This window comes from Amorphus sp. MBR-141 (assembly GCF_053628695.1).
Genome location: NZ_JBRJGW010000001.1, coordinates 45,201 through 69,565, shown reverse-complemented (window position 1 = coordinate 69,565; position 24,365 = coordinate 45,201). Strand labels below are relative to the sequence as shown.

General features: G+C 67.5%; 21 protein-coding genes. 16 read left to right on the top strand and 5 right to left on the bottom strand.

The features are described from left to right. Window positions 1–2 precede the first annotated feature (2 nt). From ACSSVZ_RS00315 to ACSSVZ_RS00305, 3 genes are all read left to right on the top strand, one after another. Window positions 3–812: a hypothetical protein gene (locus ACSSVZ_RS00315; RefSeq protein ID WP_453967603.1), complete on the top strand. Its 810-nt coding sequence runs from the start codon at window positions 3–5 to the stop codon at window positions 810–812. A gap of 30 nt (window positions 813–842) precedes the next feature. Beyond that, on the top strand, window positions 843–1,760 hold the full coding sequence (locus ACSSVZ_RS00310; RefSeq protein ID WP_453967602.1) for a hypothetical protein: 918 nt from the start codon (window positions 843–845) through the stop codon (window positions 1,758–1,760). A 162-nt stretch (window positions 1,761–1,922) separates the two neighbouring features. Further along, on the top strand, window positions 1,923–2,774 hold the full coding sequence (locus ACSSVZ_RS00305) for a hypothetical protein (protein ID WP_453967601.1): 852 nt from the start codon (window positions 1,923–1,925) through the stop codon (window positions 2,772–2,774). Window positions 2,775–2,861: 87 nt separating this feature from the next. Here the strand turns inward: ACSSVZ_RS00305 and ACSSVZ_RS00300 are convergent, their stop codons facing one another. After that, on the bottom strand, window positions 2,862–3,560 hold the full coding sequence (locus ACSSVZ_RS00300; RefSeq protein WP_453967600.1) for a GntR family transcriptional regulator: 699 nt from the start codon (window positions 3,558–3,560) through the stop codon (window positions 2,862–2,864). A 287-nt stretch (window positions 3,561–3,847) separates the two neighbouring features. Here ACSSVZ_RS00300 and ACSSVZ_RS00295 point away from each other — a divergent pair, with 287 nt between their 5' ends. The 11 genes from ACSSVZ_RS00295 to adiC all read left to right on the top strand — a co-directional run bounded on the left by ACSSVZ_RS00295 (window position 3,848) and on the right by adiC (window position 16,741). After that, the gene (locus tag ACSSVZ_RS00295; RefSeq protein WP_453967599.1) at window positions 3,848–4,435 is read left to right on the top strand and encodes a TRAP transporter small permease; all 588 of its coding nucleotides are present in this window, start codon (window positions 3,848–3,850) and stop codon (window positions 4,433–4,435) included. Then, window positions 4,435–5,709, top strand: a complete 1,275-nt coding sequence (locus tag ACSSVZ_RS00290) for a TRAP transporter large permease (RefSeq protein WP_453967598.1) — start codon at window positions 4,435–4,437, stop codon at window positions 5,707–5,709. Before ACSSVZ_RS00295 ends, ACSSVZ_RS00290 begins: the two co-directional genes overlap by 1 nt. Continuing rightward, window positions 5,706–6,671: a 3-hydroxyacyl-CoA dehydrogenase family protein gene (locus ACSSVZ_RS00285; protein ID WP_453967597.1), complete on the top strand. Its 966-nt coding sequence runs from the start codon at window positions 5,706–5,708 to the stop codon at window positions 6,669–6,671. The genes ACSSVZ_RS00290 and ACSSVZ_RS00285 overlap by 4 nt, the downstream gene beginning before the upstream one ends. Beyond that, window positions 6,668–7,648, top strand: coding sequence for a TRAP transporter substrate-binding protein (locus ACSSVZ_RS00280; protein ID WP_453967596.1), 981 nt, complete (start codon window positions 6,668–6,670; stop codon window positions 7,646–7,648). The genes ACSSVZ_RS00285 and ACSSVZ_RS00280 overlap by 4 nt, the downstream gene beginning before the upstream one ends. A 65-nt stretch (window positions 7,649–7,713) precedes the next feature. Then, the gene (locus ACSSVZ_RS00275) at window positions 7,714–8,586 is read left to right on the top strand and encodes a VOC family protein (protein ID WP_453967595.1); all 873 of its coding nucleotides are present in this window, start codon (window positions 7,714–7,716) and stop codon (window positions 8,584–8,586) included. 108 nt (window positions 8,587–8,694) lie between these two features. Further along, the gene (locus ACSSVZ_RS00270; protein WP_453967594.1) at window positions 8,695–9,552 is read left to right on the top strand and encodes a VOC family protein; all 858 of its coding nucleotides are present in this window, start codon (window positions 8,695–8,697) and stop codon (window positions 9,550–9,552) included. A 29-nt stretch (window positions 9,553–9,581) separates the two neighbouring features. Next, on the top strand, window positions 9,582–10,262 hold the full coding sequence (locus ACSSVZ_RS00265) for a class II aldolase/adducin family protein (protein ID WP_453967593.1): 681 nt from the start codon (window positions 9,582–9,584) through the stop codon (window positions 10,260–10,262). Beyond that, window positions 10,262–11,761 carry a 2-hydroxymuconic semialdehyde dehydrogenase gene (locus ACSSVZ_RS00260; RefSeq protein ID WP_453967592.1) on the top strand — a complete coding sequence of 500 codons (1,500 nt, stop codon included), beginning with the start codon at window positions 10,262–10,264 and terminating at the stop codon, window positions 11,759–11,761. Before ACSSVZ_RS00265 ends, ACSSVZ_RS00260 begins: the two co-directional genes overlap by 1 nt. Before the next feature lie 335 nt (window positions 11,762–12,096). Beyond that, on the top strand, window positions 12,097–12,708 hold the full coding sequence (locus ACSSVZ_RS00255) for a LysE family translocator (RefSeq protein ID WP_453967591.1): 612 nt from the start codon (window positions 12,097–12,099) through the stop codon (window positions 12,706–12,708). Between the two features lie 174 nt (window positions 12,709–12,882). Further along, the gene (locus ACSSVZ_RS00250; RefSeq protein ID WP_453967590.1) at window positions 12,883–15,189 is read left to right on the top strand and encodes an Orn/Lys/Arg family decarboxylase; all 2,307 of its coding nucleotides are present in this window, start codon (window positions 12,883–12,885) and stop codon (window positions 15,187–15,189) included. Between the two features lie 16 nt (window positions 15,190–15,205). Then, a complete protein-coding gene (adiC, locus tag ACSSVZ_RS00245; protein WP_453967589.1) occupies window positions 15,206–16,741 on the top strand; it encodes an arginine/agmatine antiporter in 1,536 nt (511 codons plus the stop codon). 123 nt (window positions 16,742–16,864) lie between these two features. Here the strand turns inward: adiC and ACSSVZ_RS00240 are convergent, their stop codons facing one another. Further along, window positions 16,865–18,082, bottom strand: coding sequence for a lytic murein transglycosylase (locus ACSSVZ_RS00240; RefSeq protein ID WP_453967588.1), 1,218 nt, complete (start codon window positions 18,080–18,082; stop codon window positions 16,865–16,867). A gap of 444 nt (window positions 18,083–18,526) precedes the next feature. Between ACSSVZ_RS00240 and ACSSVZ_RS00235 the strand changes: the two genes are divergently transcribed. Further along, window positions 18,527–19,543, top strand: coding sequence for a KpsF/GutQ family sugar-phosphate isomerase (locus ACSSVZ_RS00235; RefSeq protein ID WP_453967587.1), 1,017 nt, complete (start codon window positions 18,527–18,529; stop codon window positions 19,541–19,543). 230 nt (window positions 19,544–19,773) lie between these two features. Here ACSSVZ_RS00235 and ACSSVZ_RS00230 read toward each other — a convergent pair whose 3' ends face one another. Both ACSSVZ_RS00230 and ACSSVZ_RS00225 read right to left on the bottom strand, forming a co-directional pair. Continuing rightward, the gene (locus ACSSVZ_RS00230; protein ID WP_453967586.1) at window positions 19,774–22,083 is read right to left on the bottom strand and encodes an NADP-dependent malic enzyme; all 2,310 of its coding nucleotides are present in this window, start codon (window positions 22,081–22,083) and stop codon (window positions 19,774–19,776) included. 93 nt (window positions 22,084–22,176) lie between these two features. Continuing rightward, on the bottom strand, window positions 22,177–22,824 hold the full coding sequence (locus ACSSVZ_RS00225) for a ceramidase domain-containing protein (RefSeq protein ID WP_453967585.1): 648 nt from the start codon (window positions 22,822–22,824) through the stop codon (window positions 22,177–22,179). A gap of 89 nt (window positions 22,825–22,913) precedes the next feature. Here ACSSVZ_RS00225 and moaB point away from each other — a divergent pair, with 89 nt between their 5' ends. Next, the gene (moaB, locus tag ACSSVZ_RS00220; RefSeq protein WP_453967584.1) at window positions 22,914–23,483 is read left to right on the top strand and encodes a molybdenum cofactor biosynthesis protein B; all 570 of its coding nucleotides are present in this window, start codon (window positions 22,914–22,916) and stop codon (window positions 23,481–23,483) included. A 117-nt stretch (window positions 23,484–23,600) separates the two neighbouring features. On the opposite strand, the gene ACSSVZ_RS00215 is transcribed toward moaB, so the two are convergent. Further along, the gene (locus ACSSVZ_RS00215) at window positions 23,601–24,176 is read right to left on the bottom strand and encodes a glycosyltransferase (RefSeq protein WP_453967583.1); all 576 of its coding nucleotides are present in this window, start codon (window positions 24,174–24,176) and stop codon (window positions 23,601–23,603) included. Window positions 24,177–24,365 lie beyond the last annotated feature (189 nt).

Genomic DNA, 24,365 nt, shown 5'->3' with positions numbered 1-24,365 from the left:
CGATGACGGATCCTGCCTACATCGCAAACGTGGCCGGCTCCGAGACGAAAAGCCTCGGCTATCTTCGTCTCGGCGCCTATCAGGCGGCCGAGGCCAGCGCGAAGGTGACCTCGTTTGCGGCCGGCCACGGGATCTACCTGACCACGTCGGCCAACTACGTGACCGACGTCGCGGGCGCGATCTACATCGAAGCCGGCAACGGGATGTCGGTGAAGGGCGGCAAGACCATCACCATCACCGATGCCGGAGAGACCAGCCTGCGCGCGATGACCGTCGGGATCGCCGCATCGAAGTCGCCACAGACCGGCGACACCAACATCACCCTTGCCGCCAACGGCGACGTGACGCTGCAGGCGGGCACCGGGATCGAGGTGACCTGCCAGCGCTTCGTCTACGTCGTGAACCAGAACCTCAAGATCAGCACCGAGGCGAAGGCCGAATCCAACTACGCGACCCAGACCATCTTCACTATGGGCGGCAAGACGGGTCTCTACGTGGTCAACAACACCGATATCAGCGGGTTCCTGCGCTGGGAGCCGCGCATCTACGACTGGAAATTTGCCCTCGGCGACTTTTCGGCGGTGCTGGTGAAGGGCACTGGCGAAGTCTACAAAACCGAGAACTACGGACTGCGCGCCTTCCTGACCGGGCTTCTGCTGCCGTTCAGCGGCGCCGAGGCAGAAGCGGTCGTCGCCGACAACTCTGAGGACCTGGTGGCCAACGACCAGGCGGTGCTGAGTTCCTCCCAGAGCGGGGTGGTCAGCGAGAACAACGTCGTGTCGGTGGAATCCTCGCCCATCTCGTCCAACTGACCGCCCGACGCGTCCGCACGGAGACCGATCATGACCAGCATGCGCAAGTGGACCGCAGACGGCAGCGACAGGACCAACTATCTGCGTCTCGGCACGTACCTCCCCGACGAAGACGCGCTGAAGCCGTCGCAATATGCCGGCACCTTCAACCAGTCGGACGGCGTACTCATGGCGACGACCGGCGACTGGTATCTGCAGACCGACAAAGCGATCGACATCGAAATACAAGGCGACGCAACCGTTCACATCGGCAATTTCAGCACCGACACCGACAAGTACCTGAAGATCGATGTGCTTGAGGGAAATGCGACGACCAGCACCTACACCGATGCGAATGGCTATTCCCACTCGTCGACCAGCTACAGTGGCGAATCCGGCACCCTCAAGGGGTCGGGCGTCGCGCTGAATGCCGTCACCGACGCGTCGACCGCCGCGGCGGCCACCGCCGGCAAGCTGATGCTCAATGCCGCGGACAAGATCATCATCAACTCGGACGGCATGAGCAAATTCACCGCCGGCGTGAACGTGTCGGTCAAGAACAAGAGCGAGTCGACCTACGGCTCGAACACGCTCCAGTTCAACCTCGGTTTCGTCAACTCGATCGTGTTCGGCATGCAGGCGAAGATCGTTGCCGGACTCTACATGTCGGCGATGGTCGGGATACGGATCCAGATCCGCCCACTGGACTGCAAGATCTCCGGAAACGACTTCTCCTACTGTCTCGGCAAGAACGAGTTCATCGGATACAAGAGTGAGAACCAGGGGATGGTGGCCTTTCTCCTTGGCTGCACCGCGTTCGTCGGTGTGGCTGCCCAGAAGAAAAGTCTGGCCAAGAGCAAGCAGAAGGTCCTGGGCAACAAAACGAAGGGCTCGTCGCTCGCCTTGCGCATGGCCGGCGTGAAATCCAGCACGGTGTCGTCCAACATGGGCGTCTCGAACGTGGCGTAGCGCCGTCTCCGGCCCGGTGGCATCACGTGCTGACCGGAAACGGCTTCGAACTCGATGCCTTGCGCACCTCTTCCCCGTTCAGATCGCTGGGCGCTGGACAGGAATGTGCAAGGCGGCAACGACGACGGACGCCCCGTGCGCCTCGTCCGGGAGGATTGAAAAATGGGTAAGACGCTTCGCGTCGGCGCTGCCGCCAGCCAGGGAAAGCCCGCGGGCTATCTTCGACTTGGATCCTACGTTTCCGACGAGACGGTCTTCCCGGGCAACTTCACCGGCGACAAGACGAAGAGCGACGGCGTGCTGATGACGACCACCGGCGGTTTCACGCTCGCCTCTGCCAAGGACGGCTACGTGGAGACGGACAAGAGCGTCGACATCGCCGTCAAGGCCGGCGCGTTCTCGATGGAGGCCGCGTCGACGCTCAGCGTGACGGCGAAGAGTGTTTACCTTCAGTCCGGCAAGCTGATCGATGCAAACTCGGCGGTTCCCGCCGTTCCGGCCGGCCAGGCGAAGCTTGATACCGCGTTCGAGTTTCACGCCGTCTCCGACACCGGCAACGTCAACATCATCTGCCCGGCGGAAGGCTACAAGAAGAACATCTCGACCGGCTTCGAGGAGATCTGGGGCAACCAGGAAAAGTCCAACGGCACATCGAACAGCATCATCCTCGGCTCGCTCGTCGACATCCCGATCGGTGTCTACCCGTCCTTCTCGAGCTGGCGCATGAAGATCCGAGGCCAGGAGACCAAGAACGCCGTGAGCGCGTCGACCATGGCTCTCGTCAAGAGCGGTGCGTTCGTCACCAAGCTCGACAACAAGTCGCTGCTCAACACGGCCGGCATGATCCTGACAGGCGGCGTCGTCGCCCATGTGAAGAACGCGATCACGTCCTTCAGCAATGCGATGGCCGAACTCGGCAACATCACGATCGAAATCACCCAGGAGGAGATCGACGCTGATCTCTTCGGCGTGCGCCAGGACGCGAACGCAACCGTCGACCTGCACTCGGTCTGACCGCATCCAATGCGCCATGCCGGATGCAGCGAACCGGATGGTGCACGAGGGACAGGCTGCCTCGACTGAGGCGACCTGGTCTTCCCCTCACCCGGGCTGATCCGCCAGCGCCCTCAGGACCGCGTCGGTGGTGCGCTGGACATGGACGCCGATCACCGCCACCGCCGTGTCCACGTTCCGGTCCATCGCCGCCTCGAAGAGCGCCTTGTGCTCCTCGTTGATGTCCCGGGTCATCATCGTCTTCATCCGCGACAGACGCCGGTAGCGCTCGTGCTGGTCGAACATCAGCTGGCGCATCCATTGCAGCCAGCGTGAGTCGCACGCCCCGACCAGCGCGGTGTGGAACTGGTTGTTCCGCAGTTCCCATTCGGGAAGCTCGTCGATGCCCTGGTTCAGCCGGCGCTCGATCTGCTCGAGCCGGTGGTAGGCGGTGATCAGGTTGGTTTCCCACGCCTCGTTGCCGGCCGGAATGGACAGCGCCAGCGCCTGGGCCTCCAGCACCTTCCGGAGGTCGCCGATCTCGCGCGCGTCCTTCACCGACATCATCGCGACCCGGCAGCCGCGCTGGCCTTCCAGCTCGACCAGCTGATCGCTCGACAGCTTCGCCAGGGCTTCGCGCAACGGGCCGGCGCCGAGGCCGTAGCGCTCCTGCAGCATCTGGATCTTGAGCTTCAGGCCGGGCTGCAGGTCGCCGGCCACGATGTCTTCGCGAATGCGCCGATAGGCCCGCTCGGCCAGCGTCTTTTCAGGCCCGTCGTAGCGGCCGTTGGCCAGCGTGTCGATCATTCTGCGTCCGTTCTCGCCACCCGTCCGGCCACCTGCAGGAACCGCCTCTCGGCAATGGAGCTCCCGGTGCCTGGCCTCCGGAATGGGCAGCAGGCGTGCGCGGGCCTTCGCATTCTACGCCATTTCTAGAGAGAGCTTCGATCCCCTGCAATCTCGATAATCGAATTGACATCCAGAAAATTTTGATATTTTTCACGAAGAACCGCCGACAAGAACGCCAAGACGAACCGGGGAGGATGCGGCATGGGGATCGCGACGACAGCGCGGGCGGCGGCATGGCGACGGCTGTGAGCGATATCGACGCCGGCCACAAGACCACGCTTGCGCCGGTGCGGACCGGCTGGCTCACGCGGGTCAGCGACGCCATCGCCACGATCGATTCCTGGCTGGCCGGCCTGCTGGTCGCGGCGATCTTCTGCCTGCTGATCGTCAACGCCGGCACCCGCGCCTTCGGCACGCCGGTGATCTGGATCGACGAACTCGCCATCTACGCGATGATCTGGGCGGCCTTCCTCGGCAGTTCGGCGGGGCTTCCGCGGCGCGAGCACATCGCCGTCACCCTGTTGCCGGATGCGCTCCCGCCAAGGCGCCGCGCCATCCTCCAGATCGTCGTGGATGCGCTGGTGCTGGTGTTCGTCGCCGCCCTCGGCTTCATCGTCTGGCGCTGGTTCGACCCGCTGACCGTGATGGCGTCGGAAACGCTGCGCGACTTCTCCAAGGCGACCTTCAACTTCATCTACACCGAGCCGACGACGACGATCGGCATGCGCAAGGTCTGGTTCTGGCTGGTGATGCCGTACGCCTGCGTGACGCTGTTCATCCACGCGGCGCGCAACCTCGCCAACAGCATCACCGTCCTGCAGGAGACCGCCTGATGTTCGTCGCCGGCTCCTTCGTCGCCCTCATCGGCATCGGTTTCCCCATCGCCTTCGCGCTCGCCGCCACCGCGATGATCTACATCATGGCCAGCGGCAACACGGTGCTGCTGCAGTCCTACGCCCAGCAGATGTTCGGCGGGCTGGAGAACTATGGCCTGCTGGCGCTGCCGCTGTTCATCCTGCTCGGCGAGATCATGAACTCGGGCGGTATCGGCCGGCGACTGATGGCGCTGTCGCTGGCGCTCCTCGGCCGGATCAAGGGCGGCCTCGCCTACGTGAACCTCGTCGCCAACATGTTCATGGCGTCGATTCTCGGCTCCGCCGTCGCCCAGATCACCATCATGTCGAAGATGGCGGTGCCGGAGATGGAGCGCGCCGGCTACCCGCGCGACGTCTCGGTCGCCATCACCGCCGCCAGCAGCGTGCTCGCGCCGATCATCCCGCCGTCGATGATGTTCATCATCTTCGGGGTGATCGCCCAGATCCCGATCGGCGACCTGTTCATCGCCGGCGTGGTGCCGGGCTTCCTGCTGTTCGGCGCCTTCATCGTCGTCATCGCCTGGCTCGGCCACAAGCACGCGTTCCCGACCACCGAGGCCATGAGCCTGAAGGGGCGCGTGCTGGCGCTGCGCGACGCGCTTCCGGCGCTGCTGATCCCGGGAATCATCATCGGCACCATCCTCGGCGGCATCGCGACGCCCACCGAGGCGGCCGCGATCGCCACACTGATGGCGATGCTGATCGGGCTGTTCATCTACCGCGACATGAGCGTGAAGGACCTGTTCCCGAGCTTCGTACGCGCCGCCCGCAGTTCGGCGATCGTGCTGTTCCTGATCGCCGCCGCCCAGGTGTTCTCCTGGGTCATCACGTTCGAGAACCTGCCGGCGCTGGTCGCCGCCTGGCTGGCCTCTCTCACCCAGTCGCCGCTGGTCTTCCTGCTGCTCCTCAACGTGCTGCTGCTGCTGCTCGGCATGATCACCGACCCGATCCCGGCGATCATCCTGGTGGTGCCGGTGCTGCTGCCGGTCGCCATCGACACCTACGGCATCGACCCGTTCCAGTTCGGCGTCATCGTCTGCCTCAACCTCACCCTCGGGCTGCTGACGCCGCCGGTCGGCACCGGGCTGTTCACCGCGGCGCTGATGGGCGGGGTGCGGGCGGAACGGATCGCCTGGCTGATCATCCCGTTCTTCCTCGCCTCCGCGGTCGTCATCGTCCTGCTGTCGCTGTTTCCCCCGCTCACCATCGGGCTGAAGGCCCTGCTCGGATGACCGGCACCCGCTCCATCGCCGTCCTCGGCGGCGGCACCATCGGCTGCGGGTGGGCCGTGCTGTTCGCGGCCGCCGGCCACCGGACCGTGGTGGTCGATCCCGACCCGGCGGTGACCGAGCGGCTCGCGGAGACATGGACCACGGCCCTGCCGGTGCTCGACCGCCTCGGACAGCACGCCGCCGGTTCCGCCGCGCCCAGCCGGGTCGCGGCCTGCGCCGAGCTGCCGTTTGTGCCCGACTTCGTGCAGGAGGCGCTGCCGGAACGGATCGCGCTCAAGCGCACCGCCCTGGCCGACCTGGAAGCCTGCATCGGGGCCGACACCATCATCGCCACCAGTTCCTCCGGCCTGTCGGTCTCCGAGCTTCAGCAGGGCATGGCCCATCCTGAGCGCATGGTGCTCGGCCACCCCTGCAACCCGCCCTATCTGATGCCGACGGTGGAGATCTGCGCCGGCGATCGAACCGGCCCGGACGTGCTTTCGGCGGTCGCCGCCTTCTACGACAGCCTCGGCAAGGTGGTGCTCACCGTCCGCCGCGAGGCGCCCGGACATCTCGTCAACCGGCTGCAGGCGGCGCTGTGGCGCGAGGCCGTCCACATCGCCAGCGAGGGCATCGCCTCGGTCGAGGACGTCGAACGCGCAGTCACGGCGGGCCTCGGCGCGCGCTGGGCCGTGGTCGGCCCCACAACGATCTTCCACCTCGCCGGCGGTCCCGCCGGCCTGCCGAAATTTCTCGACGACCTGGGCGACGACGTGGAGCGCTGGTGGGCGAGCCTCGGCACGCCCAGCCTCGACGCCCGCACCCGCGCGATCCTGATCGAGGGAATGGCGGACGTCGCCGCGGGTCGCAGCCCCGCCGACATCGGCGCCGAGCGCGACCGCGTCATGCTCGACCTCATCGACTGCCTGAAAACCAACAAGGATCCGTCTTCGCGATCCTGCACAGCTGGAGGAACCTCATGAAACGTCTGACCCTCGCGCCCGTCGTCGCAGCCGCGGCGGCGCTCCTGGTCGCCGGCGGCCCGGCCGCCGCCAAGGACTATCGCCTCGGCCTGATCACCCCGCCGTCGCACCAGTGGACGATCACCGCGACGGAGATGTCGAAGGCTCTCAACGAAGAGACCGACGGCCGCGTCAACATCCTGATCTTCCCGAGCGGACAGCTCGGCAACGAGGCGCAGATGCTGCAGCAGATGCAGACCGGCGCCCTCGACTTCGCCTTCCTGACGCTCGGCGAGTTCGCCAACCGCGACCCGAACTACGGCATCTTCCTCGCGCCCTACATCGTCGACGACGTCGCCGGTGCGCGGAAGCTGCTGCAGGGCGAGACCGCCAACAAGCTCCTCGACCAGGTCGACCAGTTCGGCCTGGTGGGTCTCGGCTACGGCATGGCCGGCATGCGCGAAATCGTCATGGCCGACAAGGTCGAGACGGTCGACGACCTGGCCGGCAAGAAGATCCGCACCATCCCGTTCGCGCCCGAGCTCGACTTCTGGAAGAAGATCGGCGCCGCGCCGACGCCGATGCCGCTGCCGGCGCTCTACGATGCCTTCGCCAACGGCCAGGTGGACGGCATGCAGATCGACTTCGAGGGCACCTGGAACTCCAAGTACTACGATCACGCTGGTACCATCATCGAATCCAACCACATGATGTTCCCGATGATCGCAGTGGCCTCGGGCCGCAGCTGGCAGCAGATCGAGGCCGGTGACCGTGCCAAGATCGAAGCCGCCTTCGACACCTACCTCGACGAGCTGGTCGCCTCTTACGAAGGCATCGATGCGGATTACCTGGCCAAGCTGAAGGGCACCGACGTGCCGGTGATCACCGTCGACCGCGCCTTCTTCGGCCCGGCCATCGACGAGTGGTACGCGACGTGGCGCGAGAAGTCGCCGATGCTCGTCGAGCTCGAGGCGGAAGCGGACAAGATCAAGAACTGATCGGCAACCGGCGGTCGCGCATCCGGCGCGGCCGCCCACCACCAAGGAACCTCGGGAGGACAGGGATGTCGGAGACGGTGACTTTTCGGGACCTGCGCTATGTCCGCGTCGCGGTCGACGGGCTGGCCGCGCCGGCCGCCTTCGCGCGCGATACCCTCGGCCTCGAGCCGGCGGGCGCCGACAACGGCCGGGCCTACTTCCGCTCCGATGCCCGCGGCTACTCCGTCTGCTTCACCGAGGCCGGCGACGAAGACGCCATCGCCCTGACCGTTGCCGCCGAGGCAGACCTTGCGGCCGTCGCCGGACGCCTCGAGGCCGCCGGTTTCCCGGTGCAGGCGCTCGACGACACCGACTGCGCCGCCCGCAAGACCAAGCGCGGCATCGCCACCCGCGCCCCGAACGGGCTCGTCGTCGAGTTCGTGCGGCGGCCGTTGACCTCCGGCTGGCGCTACCACGGTCCGCGCGACGCCGGCATCGTCGAGCTGTCGTCGGTGTCCCTCGCCTGCCGCGACATCGCCGCCGACGAGGCGTTCTGGACCGGCGCCGTCGGGCTTGCCGTCTCCGACTGGGCCGGCGACGCGGCGTTCCTGCGCCTCGACGACGCCCACCACCGCATCGTCCTCTACCCGTCCAGCACGGACGGCCTCCTCGGCGTCGACTTCGCCGTGGAGGGCATGAACAACGTCATGCAGAACTTCTACTTCCTCCAGGGCCTGCAGCTGCCGATCGTCCACGGTCCCGGCCGCCAGCCGACCTCGGGCAAGAAGTTCGTCACCACCCGTGGCCCGCGCGGGCTTCTGTTCTCATATTCAACCGAGATGGATCGCGGCGCAGAGCTGGACGGGCGTGTCCCCCGGCAGTTTCCCGCCGCCCCCTCCTCGCACTGCGCCTGGGGATCCCCGACCACCCAGCCGGAGTTTCTGGGAGACAACCTTTAAGTCCGCCGCCCGGACGGCTCCGCCATCGGCGGAGCGCCGGACGCAAGCAACCGATCGAACCGCAGCCCCGAGGGCGCGGCCGATGCAGAGATCCAAGGAGGATTTCCGATGATCGAGCTCAAGGACGTCGTCTACTGCCGCCTCGGCACCCGCGACCTCGAAGGTGCGGAGTGGTTTGCCGTGAACATCCTCGGCCTCGAAGTGGCCGAACGCCAGCGCGGGTCGGTCCACTTCAAGTCGGACAGCCGCTCCCATACGCTCTGCTACTTCGACGGCGATCCCGACGAGCAGGTCACCGCCTTCGAAGTGGCGGGCACGTCGGAGCTGCAGGCCGCCGCCGCCACGCTGGAGCGGCTCGGGCATCCGGTGCATGCCGGCACGCCGGAGGAATGCGCGGTCCGCCACGTCCGCGCGTTCATCCGCTTCACCGATCCCACCGGCAACGGGATCGAGCTGGTGGTGCGCCCGGACCAGTCGGCCCAGCGCTATCACGGCACCCGCGACGCCGGCATCACCGGCTTCAGCCACGTCGGGCTGTGCACCACCGACGCCGCCCGCGACGAGAAATTCTGGACCACCGTCTGCAACGCCCGCGTCTCCGACCGGATCGGCGACGCGCCGCTGATGCGGCTGGGCGCGATCCACCATTCGATCGCGCTGTTCCCGTTCCACAAGCCGGGCATCCAGCACATCAACCACCAGGTCGAGGCGACCGACGACATCCAGCGCTCGCTCAATCTGCTGCGCGACCGCCAGATCAACATCACCTTCGGCCCCGGACGGCACCCGACCTCGTCGGCCCAGTTCCTCTACTTCTCCGGCCCGGACGGCATGACCTTCGAATATTCCACCGGCGTCTGCGAGATCCACGACGAGCCCATGTGGCGCGACCGGCAGTTCGCCTTCGAGCCCGTCGGCTTCTGCCAGTGGGGCGCCAGGCCGCGCATCGCCGCCTTCGGCGACTGATTTTCGAACGACAGGTGAGACAGCACACGATGACAACCGAAACCGAAGCGGCCCGGCTCGTCCGCGTCGCTTCCCGCGCGCTGGGCCGGCACGGCCTCGTCCACGCCTACGGCCACTGCTCGGCCCGGCTCGACGCCGACAGCTTCCTCGTCTGCCCGGCCCGGCCGATGGGCCTCGTCGAGGTCGGCGAGGCCTGCACCCGCGTGCCGGTCGACGGCCCGCTGCCCGACGGCGTGCTCGGCGAGGTGCGCATCCATCAGCACATCTACCGCAACCGGCCGGACGCCGGCGGCGTCGTGCGCTTCATGGGGCCGAACGTGATGGCGCTGGCGGCATTGGCCCGCTCGCCCAAGCCCAGGCACGGCTTCGGCACCTACTTCGCGCCCGAGGCGCCGCTGTGGAACGACATCCAGCTCATCCGCGACGACGAGAAGGCCAAGGGCGTCGTCGAGACGATGGGCACCAATGCCGGCGTGCTGATGCGCGGCAACGGCGCCGTCACCGCGGGCGAGAGCCTGATCGAGGCCGTGGTGCTCGCCTGGTACCTGGAAGACTGCTGCCGCGTCGAGCTGGAGGCCCTGAAGGCCGGGCTCGCCGACACCGCCCCCACCATCACGCTTGAGGCCGCCAAGGCCCGCGCCACCAAGGCCGGCCTGATCTTCGAACGCATGTGGGACCATCTCACCTTCGCCGACCCGGAGCTGATCTGATGAACGACGCGACCCGCCCCGCCGCCGGAACCGCGACCGCCAGCCTGCCCCGCGTGCCCAACTTCATCGGCGGCCAGTTCGTCAAAGGCCGCGGGAGCACCTACGAGAACCGCTATCCGGCCAGCGACGAGGTGGTCTCGCTGGTGACCGAGGCCTCCGCCGACGACGTCGACCGCGCCGTCACCGCCGCCCGCAAGGCCCTCAACGGGCCCTGGGGCCGCATGAGCGTGCCGGAGCGCGTGGCGCTGCTGCGCAAGCTCGTCGACGGCATCACCGCCCGCTTCGACGAGTTCCTCGCCGCCGAGATCCGCGACACCGGCAAGCCGGCCTCGCTGGCGAGCCACGTGGACATCCCGCGCGGCGCCGCCAACTTCGCCGTGTTCGCCGACCAGATCACCACCATCGGCACCGAGACCTTCGAGATGTCGACGCCCGACGGCGCCGGCGCGCTCAACTACGCGATCCGCCTGCCGCGCGGTGTCATCGGCGTCGTCTGCCCGTGGAACCTGCCACTGCTGCTGATGACCTGGAAGGTCGCCCCGGCGCTCGCCTGCGGCAACACGGTAGTGGTGAAGCCGTCGGAGGAAACGCCGTCGACCGCCACGCTTCTGGGCGAAGTCATGAACGCCGTGGGCATTCCGGAAGGCGTCTACAACGTCGTGCACGGCTTCGGCCCGGGCAGCGCCGGCGAGTTCCTGACCACCCATCCGGACGTCGACGCCATCACCTTCACCGGCGAGACGCGCACCGGCGAGGCGATCATGGCGGCCGCCTCGAAGGGCGTGCGCCCGGTGTCGCTGGAACTCGGCGGCAAGAACCCCGCCCTCGTCTTCGACGACGCCGACCTGGCCAAGACCATCGAGGGCCTGGGCCGCTCCTGCTTCGCCAACACCGGCCAAGTCTGCCTCGGCACCGAGCGTGTCTACGTCCAGCGCGGCATCTTCGACCGGGTCGCCGAGGCGCTGGCCGAGACGGCCAGGGGCTACGCGTTCGGCGATCCGTTCGCCAAGACCACCAACATGGGCCCGACCATCTCGGCCGAGCACCAGCGCAAGGTGCTGTCCTACTACGAGAAGGCCAGGGCCGAGGGCGCCACGGTGCTCGCCGGCGGCGGCGCGCCGACCGTTCCGGGCTTCGAGAAGGGCTACTGGGTCGAGCCGACCGTGTGGACCGGCCTGCCGGAGACCTCCGCCGTGATCACCGACGAGATCTTCGGCCCGTGCGCCCACCTGACCCCGTTCGACACCGAGGAGGAGGCGATCGCGCTCGCCAACGCCAGCCCCTACGGGCTGGCCACCTCGATCTGGACCCAGGACCTGTCGCGCGCCCACCGGGTCGCCAAGCAGGTCGACGCCGGCATCACCTGGGTGAACTGCTGGTTCCTGCGCGACCTGCGCACGGCCTTTGGCGGCTCCAAGAGCTCCGGCATCGGCCGCGAGGGCGGCGTCCACTCGCTGGAATTCTACACCGAACTCCGGAACGTCTGCGTGAAGCTCTGAGCAATCGGGGAAAAGGGAGAACCGGCTTTCCGTCCGGAGTTGCGGGATAAGAAACCCGCGCCGATCCGGCCACCGGGATCTCGTACACTGACAAGGCGGCGCTCCGGCCTCCACCGGGGCGCCGCTTTGCGTCTGAGAGCATTTCCCGTTCAGATCGAAGCGATCTGACGGGAAGGAATTGCTCAAGATAGTGCGGTTGGGGCCATTCCCGGTCGATCAGGTGGTTCCACCCGATCGGTAGAGGCTCCGGCGCCACTGGACGGCTGCGACCCTGGGTGGAATGATCCGGGGACAGGGAGGCCGATCGCCTCCCGAAGGCATGCGGAGCCCGGTCCATGAGCCTCGATTTCCTGATCACCACCCTGATCGTCGTCGTCGCGCCCGGAACCGGAGTGCTGTTCACCCTCGCCGCCGGCCTGTCGCGCGGCACGAAGGCCAGCATCGTCGCGGCCTTCGGCTGCACGCTGGGAATCCTCCCCCACATGGCGGCGGCGATCACGGGACTTGCCGCCCTCCTCCACACCAGCGCACTCGCCTTCCAGACGCTGAAATATCTCGGCGTCGCCTATCTGCTTTTCATGGCGTGGCAGACGCTGAAGGAAACCGGCGCACTCAGGGTCGAGACCGAGGTCGCGCCGCGCTCGGCCCGGCGCACGGTGCTGCAGGCGATCCTGATCAACGTGCTGAACCCGAAGCTGTCGATCTTCTTCTTCGCCTTCCTGCCCCAGTTCGTGACGCCCGGCGAGCCGCACGCGCTCGCCCGCATGCTGGAGATGAGCGGCGTCTTCATGGGGCTGACGTTTGCGGTGTTCGTCGTCTACGGCGTCTTCGCCGCCGCACTCCGCACCCACGTCATCGCCCGCCCGCGCGTCATGACCTGGATGCGCCGCACCTTCGCCGCCGCCTTCGTCGGGCTGGGCGCGAAGCTGGCGCTGGCGGAGCGGTAGGCGCGAAAAGGCTTATATCTCAAACACCTCCTGCCGCGCAGCACCCAACAAACGCACCAGCTGCCTTTTGCGCGGCATCAATGCGGCCTTTGATTCGCCGCCTCATGGTCGCTCCGGAACGCCGTCGTCTAAGCCCTTGCCGGGCGGTGTGTCGGCAGCGAGCAGGAGGCGGGTATGGGACCGACACTGGAAGAACGGCTCGGCAAGCGGGCCATGTTCGCGCATGGCGATCTGGAGATTTCAAGCGCGGCGGGACGCGCTGCCCGTGCCCTCGCGGAAGACCTTGTCCAGCGCAACGTCGACATCATCGAGGCGACCTCGGCGGAGGACGCCAACGCGCTGATCGTCTCCGATGCCGCGATCCAGTGCGTGCTGCTTGATTGGGACATCGCCGGCGAAGATGGCACACCCCAGGCCGAAGCGCTTCTGACGAAGATCCGCGCCCGCCACGCCGATCTGCCCATCTTTCTGGTCACCTCGCGCGAGGCCGCGTCGGACCTGCCGGTGAGCGTGCTCGGCAAGGCCGACGATTTCATCTGGCTGCTTGAAGACACGCCGGAGTTCATCGGCGGGCGCATCGTCGCCGCCATCGACCGCTACCGGCAAACGGTTCTTCCGCCGATGTTCAAGGCGCTGACGAAGTTCGCCGGTGTCTACGAATATTCCTGGCACACGCCTGGCCACACCGGCGGGACCGCGTTCCTGAAGCATATCGCCGGTCGCGCCTTCTTCCAGTTCTTCGGCGAGGAGCTGTTCCGATCCGACCTCTCCATTTCGGTCGGCGAACTGGGCTCCCTGCTCGATCATTCCGGCCCGATCGGGGAGGGCGAGCGTTATGCCGCCCGGGTGTTCGGCGCCCACCGCTCGTATACCGTCACCAACGGTTCCTCCACCTCAAACCGCGTCATCCTGATGGCCAGCGTCACGCGCGGCCAGATCGCGCTCTGCGATCGCAACTGCCACAAGTCGGTGGAGCACGCGATGACGCTCTCCGGCGCGATCCCGACCTATCTGGTGCCTTCACGCAACGGGCTCGGCCTGATCGGTCCGATCCACCCGGAAGCACTCACCGCGGTCGCCGTCGCAGCCTCGATCGCCGACAATCCCCTGTCTCAAAAGGCCGTCGACCGCACCCCGGTGCACGCCATCATTACCAACTCCACCTATGACGGGCTCTGCTACAACGTCACCCGGGTCGAGGATCTGCTGGGCGACACCGTCGACCGGCTGCACTTCGACGAGGCCTGGTACGGCTACGCCCGCTTCAACCCGATCTACCGCGACCGCTTCGCCATGCACGGCGAGCCGGGCGACCACGACGCCTCCAGGCCGACGGTGTTCGCCACCCAGTCGACCCACAAGCTGCTGGCTGCCCTCTCGCAGGCGTCCTTCATCCACGTGCGCGACGGACGCCGGCCGATCCCCCACAACCGGTTCAACGAGGCGTTCATGATGCACGCCTCGACCTCACCCCAATACGCCATCATCGCCTCCAACGACGTGAGCGCAGCGATGATGGACGGCACCGGTGGACCGACGCTGACCTCCGAATCGATCCACGAGGCGATCGGCTTCCGCCAGACCATCGCCCGCATCCGCACCGAGCTCGCCGAAAGCGGCGACTGGTTCTTCGACGCCTGGCAGCCGGATACGGTGGTGTTTTCCGATGGCGGCCGGGTGTCGTTCGAAAAGGCCGACCCGGACCGGCTCGCCACCGACCCGTCCGCCTGGGTGCTCCATCCGGGCGCGGACTGGCACGGCTTCGGCAAGCTGGAAGACGACTACTGCATGCTCGACCCGATCAAGGTGTCGATCGTCACGCCGGGGATGTCGGCGACCGGCGCGGCGGCGGCGACCGGCATCCCGGCCACCATCGTCACCGCTTATCTCGATACCAAGGGCATCGTGGTGGAGAAGACCACCGACTTCACGATCCTGTTCCTGTTCTCCCTCGGCATCACCAAGGGCAAATGGGGCACGCTCGTGAACGCGCTGATGGACTTCAAGCGCGACTACGACGCCAACCGCCCGCTCGCCCAAGCGATCCCGCCGCTGGTCGCCGACCATCCCGAGCGCTACGGCGCCATGGGCCTGAAGGATCTCGCCGACGAGATGTTCGACGCCATGGGCAAACTGAAAACCACCGAAACCCTCAATCAGGGATTCTCCATCCTGCCGGTGCCGGAGCTTTCTCCGGTCGAGGCCTACGAGCAGCTGGTTCTGGGCCATGTGGAGCCTCTCACCCTGGACGAGATCTCGAACCGGGTCGTCGCCACCGGCGTGGTCCCCTATCCGCCCGGCATCCCGTTGCTGATGCCGGGCGAGAATGCCGGCGCCGCCGACGGGCCGCTGATCGCCTATCTGAAGGCTCTGGAAGCGTTCGATGGGCAATTCCAGGGCTTTAGCCACGACACGCACGGGGTCGAGGTGGAGGAGGGCCGCTACAAGATCCTCTGCATCGCGCCCGCCGCCGCAGCCTGATCGGGGAGCGATACAGATGGCCGATACCGCTGCCTCCTCCGCCGCTCCCACCATCGCCAAGATCGGGCTCGTCCCCGCCACCTTGATGGTGGCTGGCAACATGATGGGTTCCGGCGTCTTCATGTTGCCGGCAAACCTCGCCTCGATCGGCGGCATCGCGCTCGTGGGCTGGATCATCACCATGGTCGGTGCGCTGGCGCTGGCGCTGGTGTTCGCCAAGCTCGCGACCATCGATCCCGCCGCCGGCGGCCCCTACGCCTACGCCCGCAAGGCGTTCGGCGATTATATGGGCTTCCAGACCAACCTCATCTACTGGCTCGCCAATGTGGTTGGAAACGTCGGCCTCGCTGTCGCCGGCCTCGGCTATCTCACCTACTTTTTCCCGAGCCTGACGATCCCGCTGGTGGCCGCCCTCGGCCAGATCGCGGTCATCTGGTTCTTCACCTACGCCAATATCCTCGGCCCGCGCTTCGTCGGCCGGCTGCAGTCCTTCACCACCCTCTTCGCGCTGGTGCCAATCATCGGCATGGCGATCTTCGGCTGGTTCTGGTTCTCCGCCGATACCTATGCCGCTGGCTGGAACGTCTCCGGCGAAAGCTCGTTCGGCGCCATCGGGGCGACCTTGAACTTCACGCTATGGGCGTTCATCGGTGTGGAGACGGCCTCCGTCTCTGCCGGCGTGGTGGAGAACCCGCGCCGCAACGTGCCGATTGCCACGCTCGGCGGCGTGATCCTCGCCGGGGTTTGCTACATCCTTTCGTCGACGGCCATCATGGGCATGATCCCGAACAAGGATCTCATTTCGTCGACAGCGCCGTTCGCCGAGGCCGCCCGCATCGCGCTCGGCTCCAAGGCCGCCGACATCGTGGCCATCTGCGCGGCGATCGGCTGCCTCGGCTCGCTTGCCGGCTGGACCCTGCTGGTGGGCCAGAGCGCCAAGGCCGCCGCCGACGACGGCCTGTTCCCAAACGTGTTCGCCCGGATCAACGCCAAGGGCGTCCCGTCGGCAGGCCTCGCCATCGTCGCCATTCTGATGAGCGTACAGGTGCTCGCCACGATGTCGCCGACGGCGACCGAGCAGTTCGGAAAGGTCGCCTCGATCGCGGTGATCATGACGCTCTTGCCGTACATCTACTCCGCGATCTCCATCAAGGTTCTTGGCTTCAAGACGCTGAAACAGCACGAGTACGCGCTCTACACGATGATCGGCCTGATCGCGGCGCTCTACTGCCTGTGGGCAATCGCCGGATCGAACGGAGAGCAGACCCGCTGGTCTTTGATTTTCGTTGTCAGCACGATCGTGTTCTATGCGCTCGCCCTCAACCACAAGCGCCACGTGGAGGCGCACGAGGTGGAGACCGGCGGCGGCGTGCCGAAGTTCGTGCGCTATATGACGCTTGCCATCACCATTGCGGCGCTGGTGCTGATGTTCTGGACCTCGGTCGGGCAACACCGGTTCGAAGACCTGAAGTCGCGCTCGCCCAACCCGATCTCGGTCAGCCATTCCGCGCCGCCGCCGGCTGCGGCAGCAGTGGAGGCGCCCGGGAAGTAAGCGCAAAGCCCGAGAAAGCGGGCCCGGCTTTCCGTCCAGATTTGTGACGCGCCGTTCCCGTTACCCGCACCGGCTCGCTCTGCTGGCAGCCTCGCGAGGTCGCCCGCCTCGCCTGACCGCCCCCTACCGCTGCAACTCCTGCAGCAGGCTGACCGAGGCGTAGCCGTCGGCGACCTGGCGGTTGCGCTTCTGGTAGTCGCGGATGGCCGAGCGGGTCATCGGGCCGACCTTGCCGTCGACGCCGCCGGTGGAGAAGCCCTTGGACGACAAGAGCGTCTGCATCTGCCGGACCTGGTCGCGCGACAGCGGCGGATCGTTGCGCGGCCACGACTTCTCGATCGGTCCGGCGCCGATGATGCGGTCGGCGAGGTGGCCGACGGCGAGCGCGTAGGAGGTGGCGTTGTTGTAGCGCTTGATGACCTCGAAATTCTTCAGCATCAGGAAGGCCGGGCCGTTGGCGCCGGCCGGCAGCAGCAGGAACGCCTTGTCGCCGCCGCGCGGAAACTCGCGGCCGCGAGTGCGGGTGATGCCCATCCGCCGCCACTGGGCGAGCGTCCGCCAGGTCTCCTCGTCGGCGAGCGAATAGTCGAAGCCGCGCGGCAGGTCGACCTCGTAACCCCAGGTCTTGCCGGGTTCCCAGCCGAAATTGTGGAGATAGTTGGCGGTGGAGGCGAGCGCGTCGGGCACGTTGGTCCAGATGTCGTTCTTGCCGTCGCCTTCATAGTCGGCGGAGTGCTGCCGCCAGCTCGACGGCATGAACTGGGTGTGCCCCATGGCACCGGCCCACGAGCTTTCCATGTTCGCCACCGACACGTGGCCGGCCTGGACGATCTGCAGCGCCGTCACGAACTCCTGGCGCCAGTAATCGCGCCGGTCCGGCGCGTCGCAGGCGAGCGTCGCCAGCGCACGGATGGCGTTGTGCTTGCCCATGTAGCTGCCGTAGCTCGTCTCCACGCCCCAGACGGCCAGCACCACCTGCCCCTCGACGCCGTAGCGCCGCTCGATGGCGGCGAGCTGGCTGGCATATTTCTGCGCCATCTGCCGGCCGGTGGTGATGCGGGAGGTGGAGACGGCGGAATCGAGATAGTCCCAGATCGGCTTCACGAACTCCGACTGCTTGCTCATCAGGCGGACGGTGTCCGGATCCGGCGTCAGCCGCGCCGTCGCCTGAGTGAACGTCGCCTGCGACACACCGGCCGAGCGCGCCGCCGGCCACATGGCCTGCACGCACGACTGGAACGACGCCGCCGCGGGCGCGGCGAGCGTCAGGCTGGCCAGCAGCAGCGTGCCGGCCGCGGCCAGCACCGAGTGTCCAGAAAATCGAGCGGATCTGATCGCCATGGCGTTTTCCTCGTCGAACCGGCTTGCTGGCTGTCGGACGCATCTCGCGGGACGGGCGCACGGGGCTCCGTCTCGCGGGCATGCAGCGGGGCACGTGCCCGAAGCCCTCGCCCCACCAGCCGGCAGCGCCCGGGCGGTGGAAAAAGGCTCCAGAGTCAATGCCTTGAGCATTTCGCTTCGCGGCGGACGCAAAACGCTCCCAGGCAATAGATGGGGCCGAAGCCGTCGCGGACCAGCATGCGCCGCGCCGGATGGGGCCGATGATCTGGTAACCACAACAGGGTTAAGAAAGCGTGGCGTCCCGTCCGGCGCGCCCGTCCGCCGCCGACATCGTGTCGCCGGCTTTGCCGGGGAGCATCGGCGCCGTGCCCTTTATTCGGGTGCCCGGCGGGACTATGAGTGGCGCATCGGCCGCCACCTCTTCACGAAAGCACCGACAGGCCCATGACGACTTCGGCTCCCGCACCGTCCACGCCCGCCCCGCTGACCGAGGACGGCACCGACTGCCTGGCCTCGGCGACGCGCACGCTGGAAACGGAAATCGCCGGTCTCGCCGGCCTCAAGGCGGCGCTCGGCAACGGCCTCGGCGCAGACTTCGTCAAGGCCATCGAGACGATCCGCGCCGGCAAGGGCCGGGTCATCGTCACCGGCGTCGGCAAGAGCGGCCACATCGGCTCGAAGATCTCCGCGACGCTGGCCTCCACCGGAACGCCAGCCCATTTCGTCCATGCGGCGGAAGCGAGCCACGGCGACCTCGGGATGATCACCGAGGAGGACGTGATCATCGCCCTCTCGTGGTCCGGCGAAACCAAGGAATTCGCGACCATCGTCGCCTATGCGCGCCGCTTCCGGGTGCCGATCATCGCCATGACGTCGAGCCGGCGCTCGGCGCTCGGCCGCGCCGCCACGGTGAACCTGGAGCTTCCCAAGGTGGCGGAGGCCTGTCCGCACGGGCTGGCGCCGACCACCTCGACGCTGCTCATGCTGGCGCTGGGCGATGCGCTGGCCGTCGCCCTGCTGGAGGCGCGCGGCTTCACCGCCCAGGACTTCAAGGTCTTCCATCCGGGCGGCAAGCTCGGCGCGCGCCTGCAGCACGTGCGCGACGTCATGCACCAGGGCGCCAACGTGCCGCTGGCGGCCTCGGGCACGACGATGAGCGAGGCGATCGTGCTGATGACCGGCAAGGGCTTCGGCACGCTGGGCATCACCGACGATCTCGGCCACCTCATCGGCATCATCACCGACGGCGACCTGCGCCGCAATCTCGGTCCGGACCTGCTTCAGAAGACCGTCGACGACGTCATGAGCCGCGGCCCGAAGACGGCCGAGCCGGGCGAACTCGCGGCCACCGTGCTGGAACGCCTCAACGCCTCGCAGATCACCGCGCTGTTCGTGGTCGAAGGCGCGCGCCCGGTCGGCATCATCCACCTGCACGACCTGCTGCGCTCCGGCGTCGCCTAGACCCCGACCGGGCGGCGACGCCCGGTCGACGAGAAATGGCCCCAGAATCAAGACCTTGAGCCATTCCTTCCCGGTCAGATCGTGGCGCTCTGAGCGGGCATGGCCCTAAGTGCGCAAAACGCGGCAAAAACGGCGCGCTTCTGCGCATTTCTGCGCTTTGCGACGCGGCTACGTGCGCACCCCGCTCGTGCGCACCCCGCTCGTGCGCACTGCGTTCGTGCGCACGGCCCTCACGTCGCCGCGGCCACGGCCACCGACCGGCTCGCCGCCTCCACCGCCGCCACCGCCGTCATGTTGACGACGCCGCGCGCCGTCGTCGACCGCGACACGATGTAGGCCGGCTGGGCCGCGCCCAGCAGCAGCGGGCCGATGTGCAGCGCCTGGGTCATCTCCTTCAGGAGCGTCATGGCGATGTTGGCCGAATCGAGGTTCGGGAACACCAGCAGGTTCGCCTCGCCGGTGAGCTTGCTGTCGGGCATCGAGCGGCCGCGCACCAGCTCCGACAGGGCGTCCTCGCCGTTCATCTCGCCGTCGACCTCCAGATCCGGCACGGTGCGCCACAGGATCTCGGCCGCCTCGCGCATCTTGCGGGCGGAGGCGCTGTCGCGCGACCCGAAGTTCGAGTGCGACAGCAGCGCCGCCTTCGGCGTGGTGCCGAAGCGGCGCACCTGGCGCGCCGCCAGCCGGGTCATCTCGGCGATCTCGGCCGCACTCGGGTCGTCGGTCACGGCGGTGTCGACCAGGAAATAGGTGCCGGTCTGGCCGATCAGGATCGACAGCGCGGCGAACGAATTGACGCCCGGCGCGCAGCCGATGATGCCCTCCACGTGGGTGAGGTAGTCGTCGAACCGGCCCTCCAGGCCGCAGATCAGCGCGTCGGCCTCGCCCCGCTTCACGGCCAGCGCGCCGATCACGGTGGAATTCGAGCGCACCGCCGTGCGGGCGGCATCCGGGGTGATGCCGTCGCGGCCGACGAGGCTGAAGTAGAGGTCGGAATAGTCGCGGAAGCGCGGGTCGTCCTCGGGGTTGATGACCTCGATGGTCTCGCCCGGCCGCAGCTTCAGGCCGTGGCGCTCGGCGCGGGATTCGATCACCTTCGGCCGGCCGATGAGGATCGGCTCGGCCAGCCCCTCCTCCTTGATGATCTGGGCGGCGCGCAGCACGCGCTCGTCCTCGCCCTCGGCGTAGATGATGCGCTGCTTGCGCGTCTTCGCCTCGGCGAACAGCGGCTTCATGAGGACGCCGGTCTTGAAGACAAAGCGCGTCAGCCGGTCGTTGTAGGCATCGAAGTCCTCGATCGGCCGCACCGCGACGCCGGTCTCCATCGCCGCCCGCGCCACCGCCGGCGCGATCCTGAGGATCAGCCGGGGATCGAACGGCGACGGGATCAGGTAGTCGCGGCCGAAGATCCGCGTCTCGCCGCCATAGGCCTTGGCGACCACTTCCGACGGCTCCTCCTTGGCGAGGTCGGCGATGGCGCGCACGGCGGCGCGCTTCATCTCCTCGTTGATCGCCGTCGCGCCGACGTCGAGGGCGCCGCGGAACAGGTAGGGGAAGCAGAGGACGTTGTTGACCTGGTTCGGAAAGTCGGACCGGCCGGTGCAGATCATCGCGTCGGGACGCGCCTGGCGGGCGAGTTCCGGCATGATCTCCGGGGTCGGGTTGGCGAGCGCCAGCACCAGCGGCTGGTCGCCCATCCGCGCCACCATCTCCGGCTTCAGGATCCCGCCGGCGGACAGGCCGAGGAACATGTCGGCGCCGTCGATCACCTCGGCGAGGGTGCGCTTGTCGGTCGGCTGGGCGTAGACGGCCTTCCAGCGGTCCATGCTCGCCGCGCGGCCCTCGTAGACGACGCCGTCGATGTCGCAGACCCAGACGTTGCGGCGGTCGGCCCCGAGCGAAACGAGGAGGTTCAGGCAGGCGAGCGCGGCCGCCCCCGCCCCGGAGCAGACGATCTTCACGTCCTCGATCTTCTTGCCGGCGAGTGCCAGCCCGTTGATCGTGGCGGCGGCGACGATGATGGCGGTGCCGTGCTGGTCGTCGTGGAAGACCGGGATCTTCATCCGGGCCTTCAGCTTGTCCTCGATCTCGAAGCAGTCCGGGCCGCGGATGTCTTCCAGGTTGATGCCGCCGAAGGTCGGCTCGATGGCCGCCACCACGTCGCAGAACTTGTCGATGTCGCGCTCTTCGACCTCGATGTCGAAGACGTCGATGTTGGCGAACTTCTTGAAGAGGACCGCCTTGCCCTCCATCACCGGCTTGCCGGCGAGCGCCCCGATGGCGCCGAGACCGAGCACGGCGGTGCCGTTGGAAATGACGGCGACCAGGTTGCCGCGCAGCGTGTAATCGAGGGCCGCGGTCGGGTCCTTGGCGATTTCCAGGCAGGGCGCGGCAACGCCGGGCGAATAGGCGAGCGACAGGTCGCGCTGGGTGCCGAGCGGCTTGATGGGCTGAATCTCGAACTTACCCGGACGCGGCAGCCGGTGATACTTGAGCGCCGCCTCGTCCAGTGTCTCGCTCGTCGGCTTCATCTGCGACATGTGTTCTCCATCCGGCCTGCGGCCACGTCCGGCGACGGGTCTGCGGGATCCCGCGCGCGCCGACCTCGCATTAGCCCAATTGACGCGCCCGGTTCAAACGCTACGGCGGCGACGGGGCCGATCGAAGGCCGTCGCCATCGCCACATAGAGCACGGTGGCATTCAGAATGTGCCAGAGGAAATGCGTGCCGATCGGAAACGCGGCGCACACCGGCAGATCGGCCATGCGCGAGGCCAGCGAGACCGCGAACAGCATGGCGGCCAACAGCAGGCCCGCCGCGCGCGGATCGCCGCGCGCCGCCAGCACGGCGCCGACGCCGACAAGCCCGAAGAGCGCCGGGATGTAGGACGCCGATCCGCCGAACACCAGCTGCAGGAACGGGACCGTGCCCACGCTCGCGACCAGATAGGCCACCGTCGCGGCGAGCGCCCAGGCGACGGGCAGCCCCAGGAAGCGGCGCATGGCGAGGAAGAAATAGGCGAAGATGAACGCGGCGATCGGCGCCGTGTCGGCGATCGCCGCCCAGCCGGTCGCAAGCGTGTGGAACAGGAAGGAGCCGATGCCGATCAGCGCGGTCAGCAGCGCCAGCGCCAGCACCGGCCAGTCGCCCCGCTGGCGGCTCCACCGGTGCACGATCAGCACCGCCGCCACGATGAAGACGACGTTGCTGACCGCATTCAGAGGTTCCGACCAGAAGCTTGGCCCGGTGCGTTCGCAGTACAGATCCAACGCCTCGGTCACGACGCACTTTCCCCTGCTCCGGCACGCTTGTGAACAGCCGCGCCTATCGCCATGGTCGCCATGATAGTTCTTCGTTTGGAGATCCGACCATGCCCCATCTCGACGAGACACGAACCTTCATCCCCGTGTCCATCGCCATTCTGACGGTTTCCGACACGCGGACGCCCGAGACCGACCGGTCCGGCGACACGCTGGCCGGGCGGATTGCCGACGCGGGCCACTGGCTCGCCGACCGGGCGATCTGCAGCGACGACATCGCCGCCATCCGGGGACACGTGCGCAAATGGACGGCCGATCCGGCGATCGACGTGGTGATCACCACCGGCGGCACCGGCTTCACCGGTCGCGACGTGACGCCGGAAGCCATCAGCCCGCTGTTCGACAAGCACATGGACGGCTTCTCGCCGCTGTTCCACCGCATCTCCGCCGACACCATCGGGACCTCGACCGTCCAGTCGCGCGCGACCGCCGGCCTGGTCAACGCGACCTTCGTGTTCGTCCTGCCCGGATCGCCGGGGGCCTGCCGGGACGCCTGGGACGGGATCCTCAAGGCGCAGCTCGACTATCGCCACACGCCCTGCAATTTCGTCGAGATCATGCCCCGGCTGTCCGAAACGATGCGCCGCGGGGCCGCCCAGGGAGCGGGCCGCACGGTCTGAGCGGGTCCGGGAGATCGGGGCTGGAAGGCGGAGAGCGCTGCCGTCGCGCGCTGCAAAGGCGACCGCACGCGGCCGCTTGCGGAGAGCGGCCGCCGCGGGTGGGCAGGCTCTGGGGGCTCAGGGGTGAACGAGCGCCCGTGACCTCAGCACGCTGAGGCGGCGCCAGGAGATCGCGGCATCCAGGGATGGCGCGTGCCGGCCGTCGTCGAGCGCCTTGGCGAGCGCGCTGCGCGTCGCCAGCAGGCCCTGCTCGGGCACCGGAAGGCCGAAAATGTGGGAGCGCAGCGAGACGACCGCCTGGGAGATGCGGCGCGGGCGGACGAATTCGTCGAAGGCGAACCGGAACACCGCGGTGCGCTCGCCGGCGCATCCCGCCCGTTCGGCGGATTCGACGAAGGCGGAGACTTCCCGCTGCCAGCCGGGCTCGAGCGCGACCGTCGGCTCCAGAACCAGAATCCAGCGTCCGCGCTCCACCGCCGACAGCGCGGCGGCGACCCGTTCGTCGCGCGGCTCGTCCAGGCTGATCAGCCGGCAACCGGCGGCATCGGCGACCTTCGAGGTCCCGTCTTCGGACCGCCGGTCCGCGACGATCACTTCGGCGACCACCCCGTCGACCGCACCGGGGACAAGCGCCGCGAGGCAGCGAGCGAGCGCGAATTCGTTGTTGTGTGTCGGAATAATGACGCTCAGCATTCCCAGTGCATATCATGTTGCGGCGCACAAGGCGAGCGCATCGCGTCCAAAAATTGCGCAAGCCTGCATTCACGTCACGCACATTGCCGCCGCGACGGGCCCAGAGGCCCCCGGCCTCGCCAACGGATAGGAACATTTGCCTTGCACGGCGCATTTGTTCCTGTATTGTTCCTATTCAGGTCCCCACGT

Bases quoted from the DNA above. Each gene is read 5' to 3' on its own strand.
- ACSSVZ_RS00265 (WP_453967593.1), top strand. From the start codon at position 9,582: ATGACAACCGAAACCGAAGCGGCCCGGCTCGTCCGCGTCGCTTCCCGC.
- ACSSVZ_RS00230 (WP_453967586.1), bottom strand. From the start codon at position 22,083: ATGTCGCAGATGAAGCCGACGAGCGAGACACTGGACGAGGCGGCGCTC.
- ACSSVZ_RS00280 (WP_453967596.1), top strand. From the start codon at position 6,668: ATGAAACGTCTGACCCTCGCGCCCGTCGTCGCAGCCGCGGCGGCGCTC.
- ACSSVZ_RS00240 (WP_453967588.1), bottom strand. From the start codon at position 18,082: ATGGCGATCAGATCCGCTCGATTTTCTGGACACTCGGTGCTGGCCGCG.
- ACSSVZ_RS00255 (WP_453967591.1), top strand. From the start codon at position 12,097: ATGAGCCTCGATTTCCTGATCACCACCCTGATCGTCGTCGTCGCGCCC.
- ACSSVZ_RS00285 (WP_453967597.1), top strand. From the start codon at position 5,706: ATGACCGGCACCCGCTCCATCGCCGTCCTCGGCGGCGGCACCATCGGC.
- ACSSVZ_RS00270 (WP_453967594.1), top strand. From the start codon at position 8,695: ATGATCGAGCTCAAGGACGTCGTCTACTGCCGCCTCGGCACCCGCGAC.
- ACSSVZ_RS00215 (WP_453967583.1), bottom strand. From the start codon at position 24,176: ATGCTGAGCGTCATTATTCCGACACACAACAACGAATTCGCGCTCGCT.
- ACSSVZ_RS00235 (WP_453967587.1), top strand. From the start codon at position 18,527: ATGACGACTTCGGCTCCCGCACCGTCCACGCCCGCCCCGCTGACCGAG.
- ACSSVZ_RS00290 (WP_453967598.1), top strand. From the start codon at position 4,435: ATGTTCGTCGCCGGCTCCTTCGTCGCCCTCATCGGCATCGGTTTCCCC.
- ACSSVZ_RS00300 (WP_453967600.1), bottom strand. From the start codon at position 3,560: ATGATCGACACGCTGGCCAACGGCCGCTACGACGGGCCTGAAAAGACG.
- ACSSVZ_RS00250 (WP_453967590.1), top strand. From the start codon at position 12,883: ATGGGACCGACACTGGAAGAACGGCTCGGCAAGCGGGCCATGTTCGCG.
- adiC (WP_453967589.1), top strand. From the start codon at position 15,206: ATGGCCGATACCGCTGCCTCCTCCGCCGCTCCCACCATCGCCAAGATC.
- ACSSVZ_RS00315 (WP_453967603.1), top strand. From the start codon at position 3: ATGACGGATCCTGCCTACATCGCAAACGTGGCCGGCTCCGAGACGAAA.
- ACSSVZ_RS00260 (WP_453967592.1), top strand. From the start codon at position 10,262: ATGAACGACGCGACCCGCCCCGCCGCCGGAACCGCGACCGCCAGCCTG.
- ACSSVZ_RS00305 (WP_453967601.1), top strand. From the start codon at position 1,923: ATGGGTAAGACGCTTCGCGTCGGCGCTGCCGCCAGCCAGGGAAAGCCC.
- ACSSVZ_RS00310 (WP_453967602.1), top strand. From the start codon at position 843: ATGACCAGCATGCGCAAGTGGACCGCAGACGGCAGCGACAGGACCAAC.
- ACSSVZ_RS00275 (WP_453967595.1), top strand. From the start codon at position 7,714: ATGTCGGAGACGGTGACTTTTCGGGACCTGCGCTATGTCCGCGTCGCG.
- moaB (WP_453967584.1), top strand. From the start codon at position 22,914: ATGCCCCATCTCGACGAGACACGAACCTTCATCCCCGTGTCCATCGCC.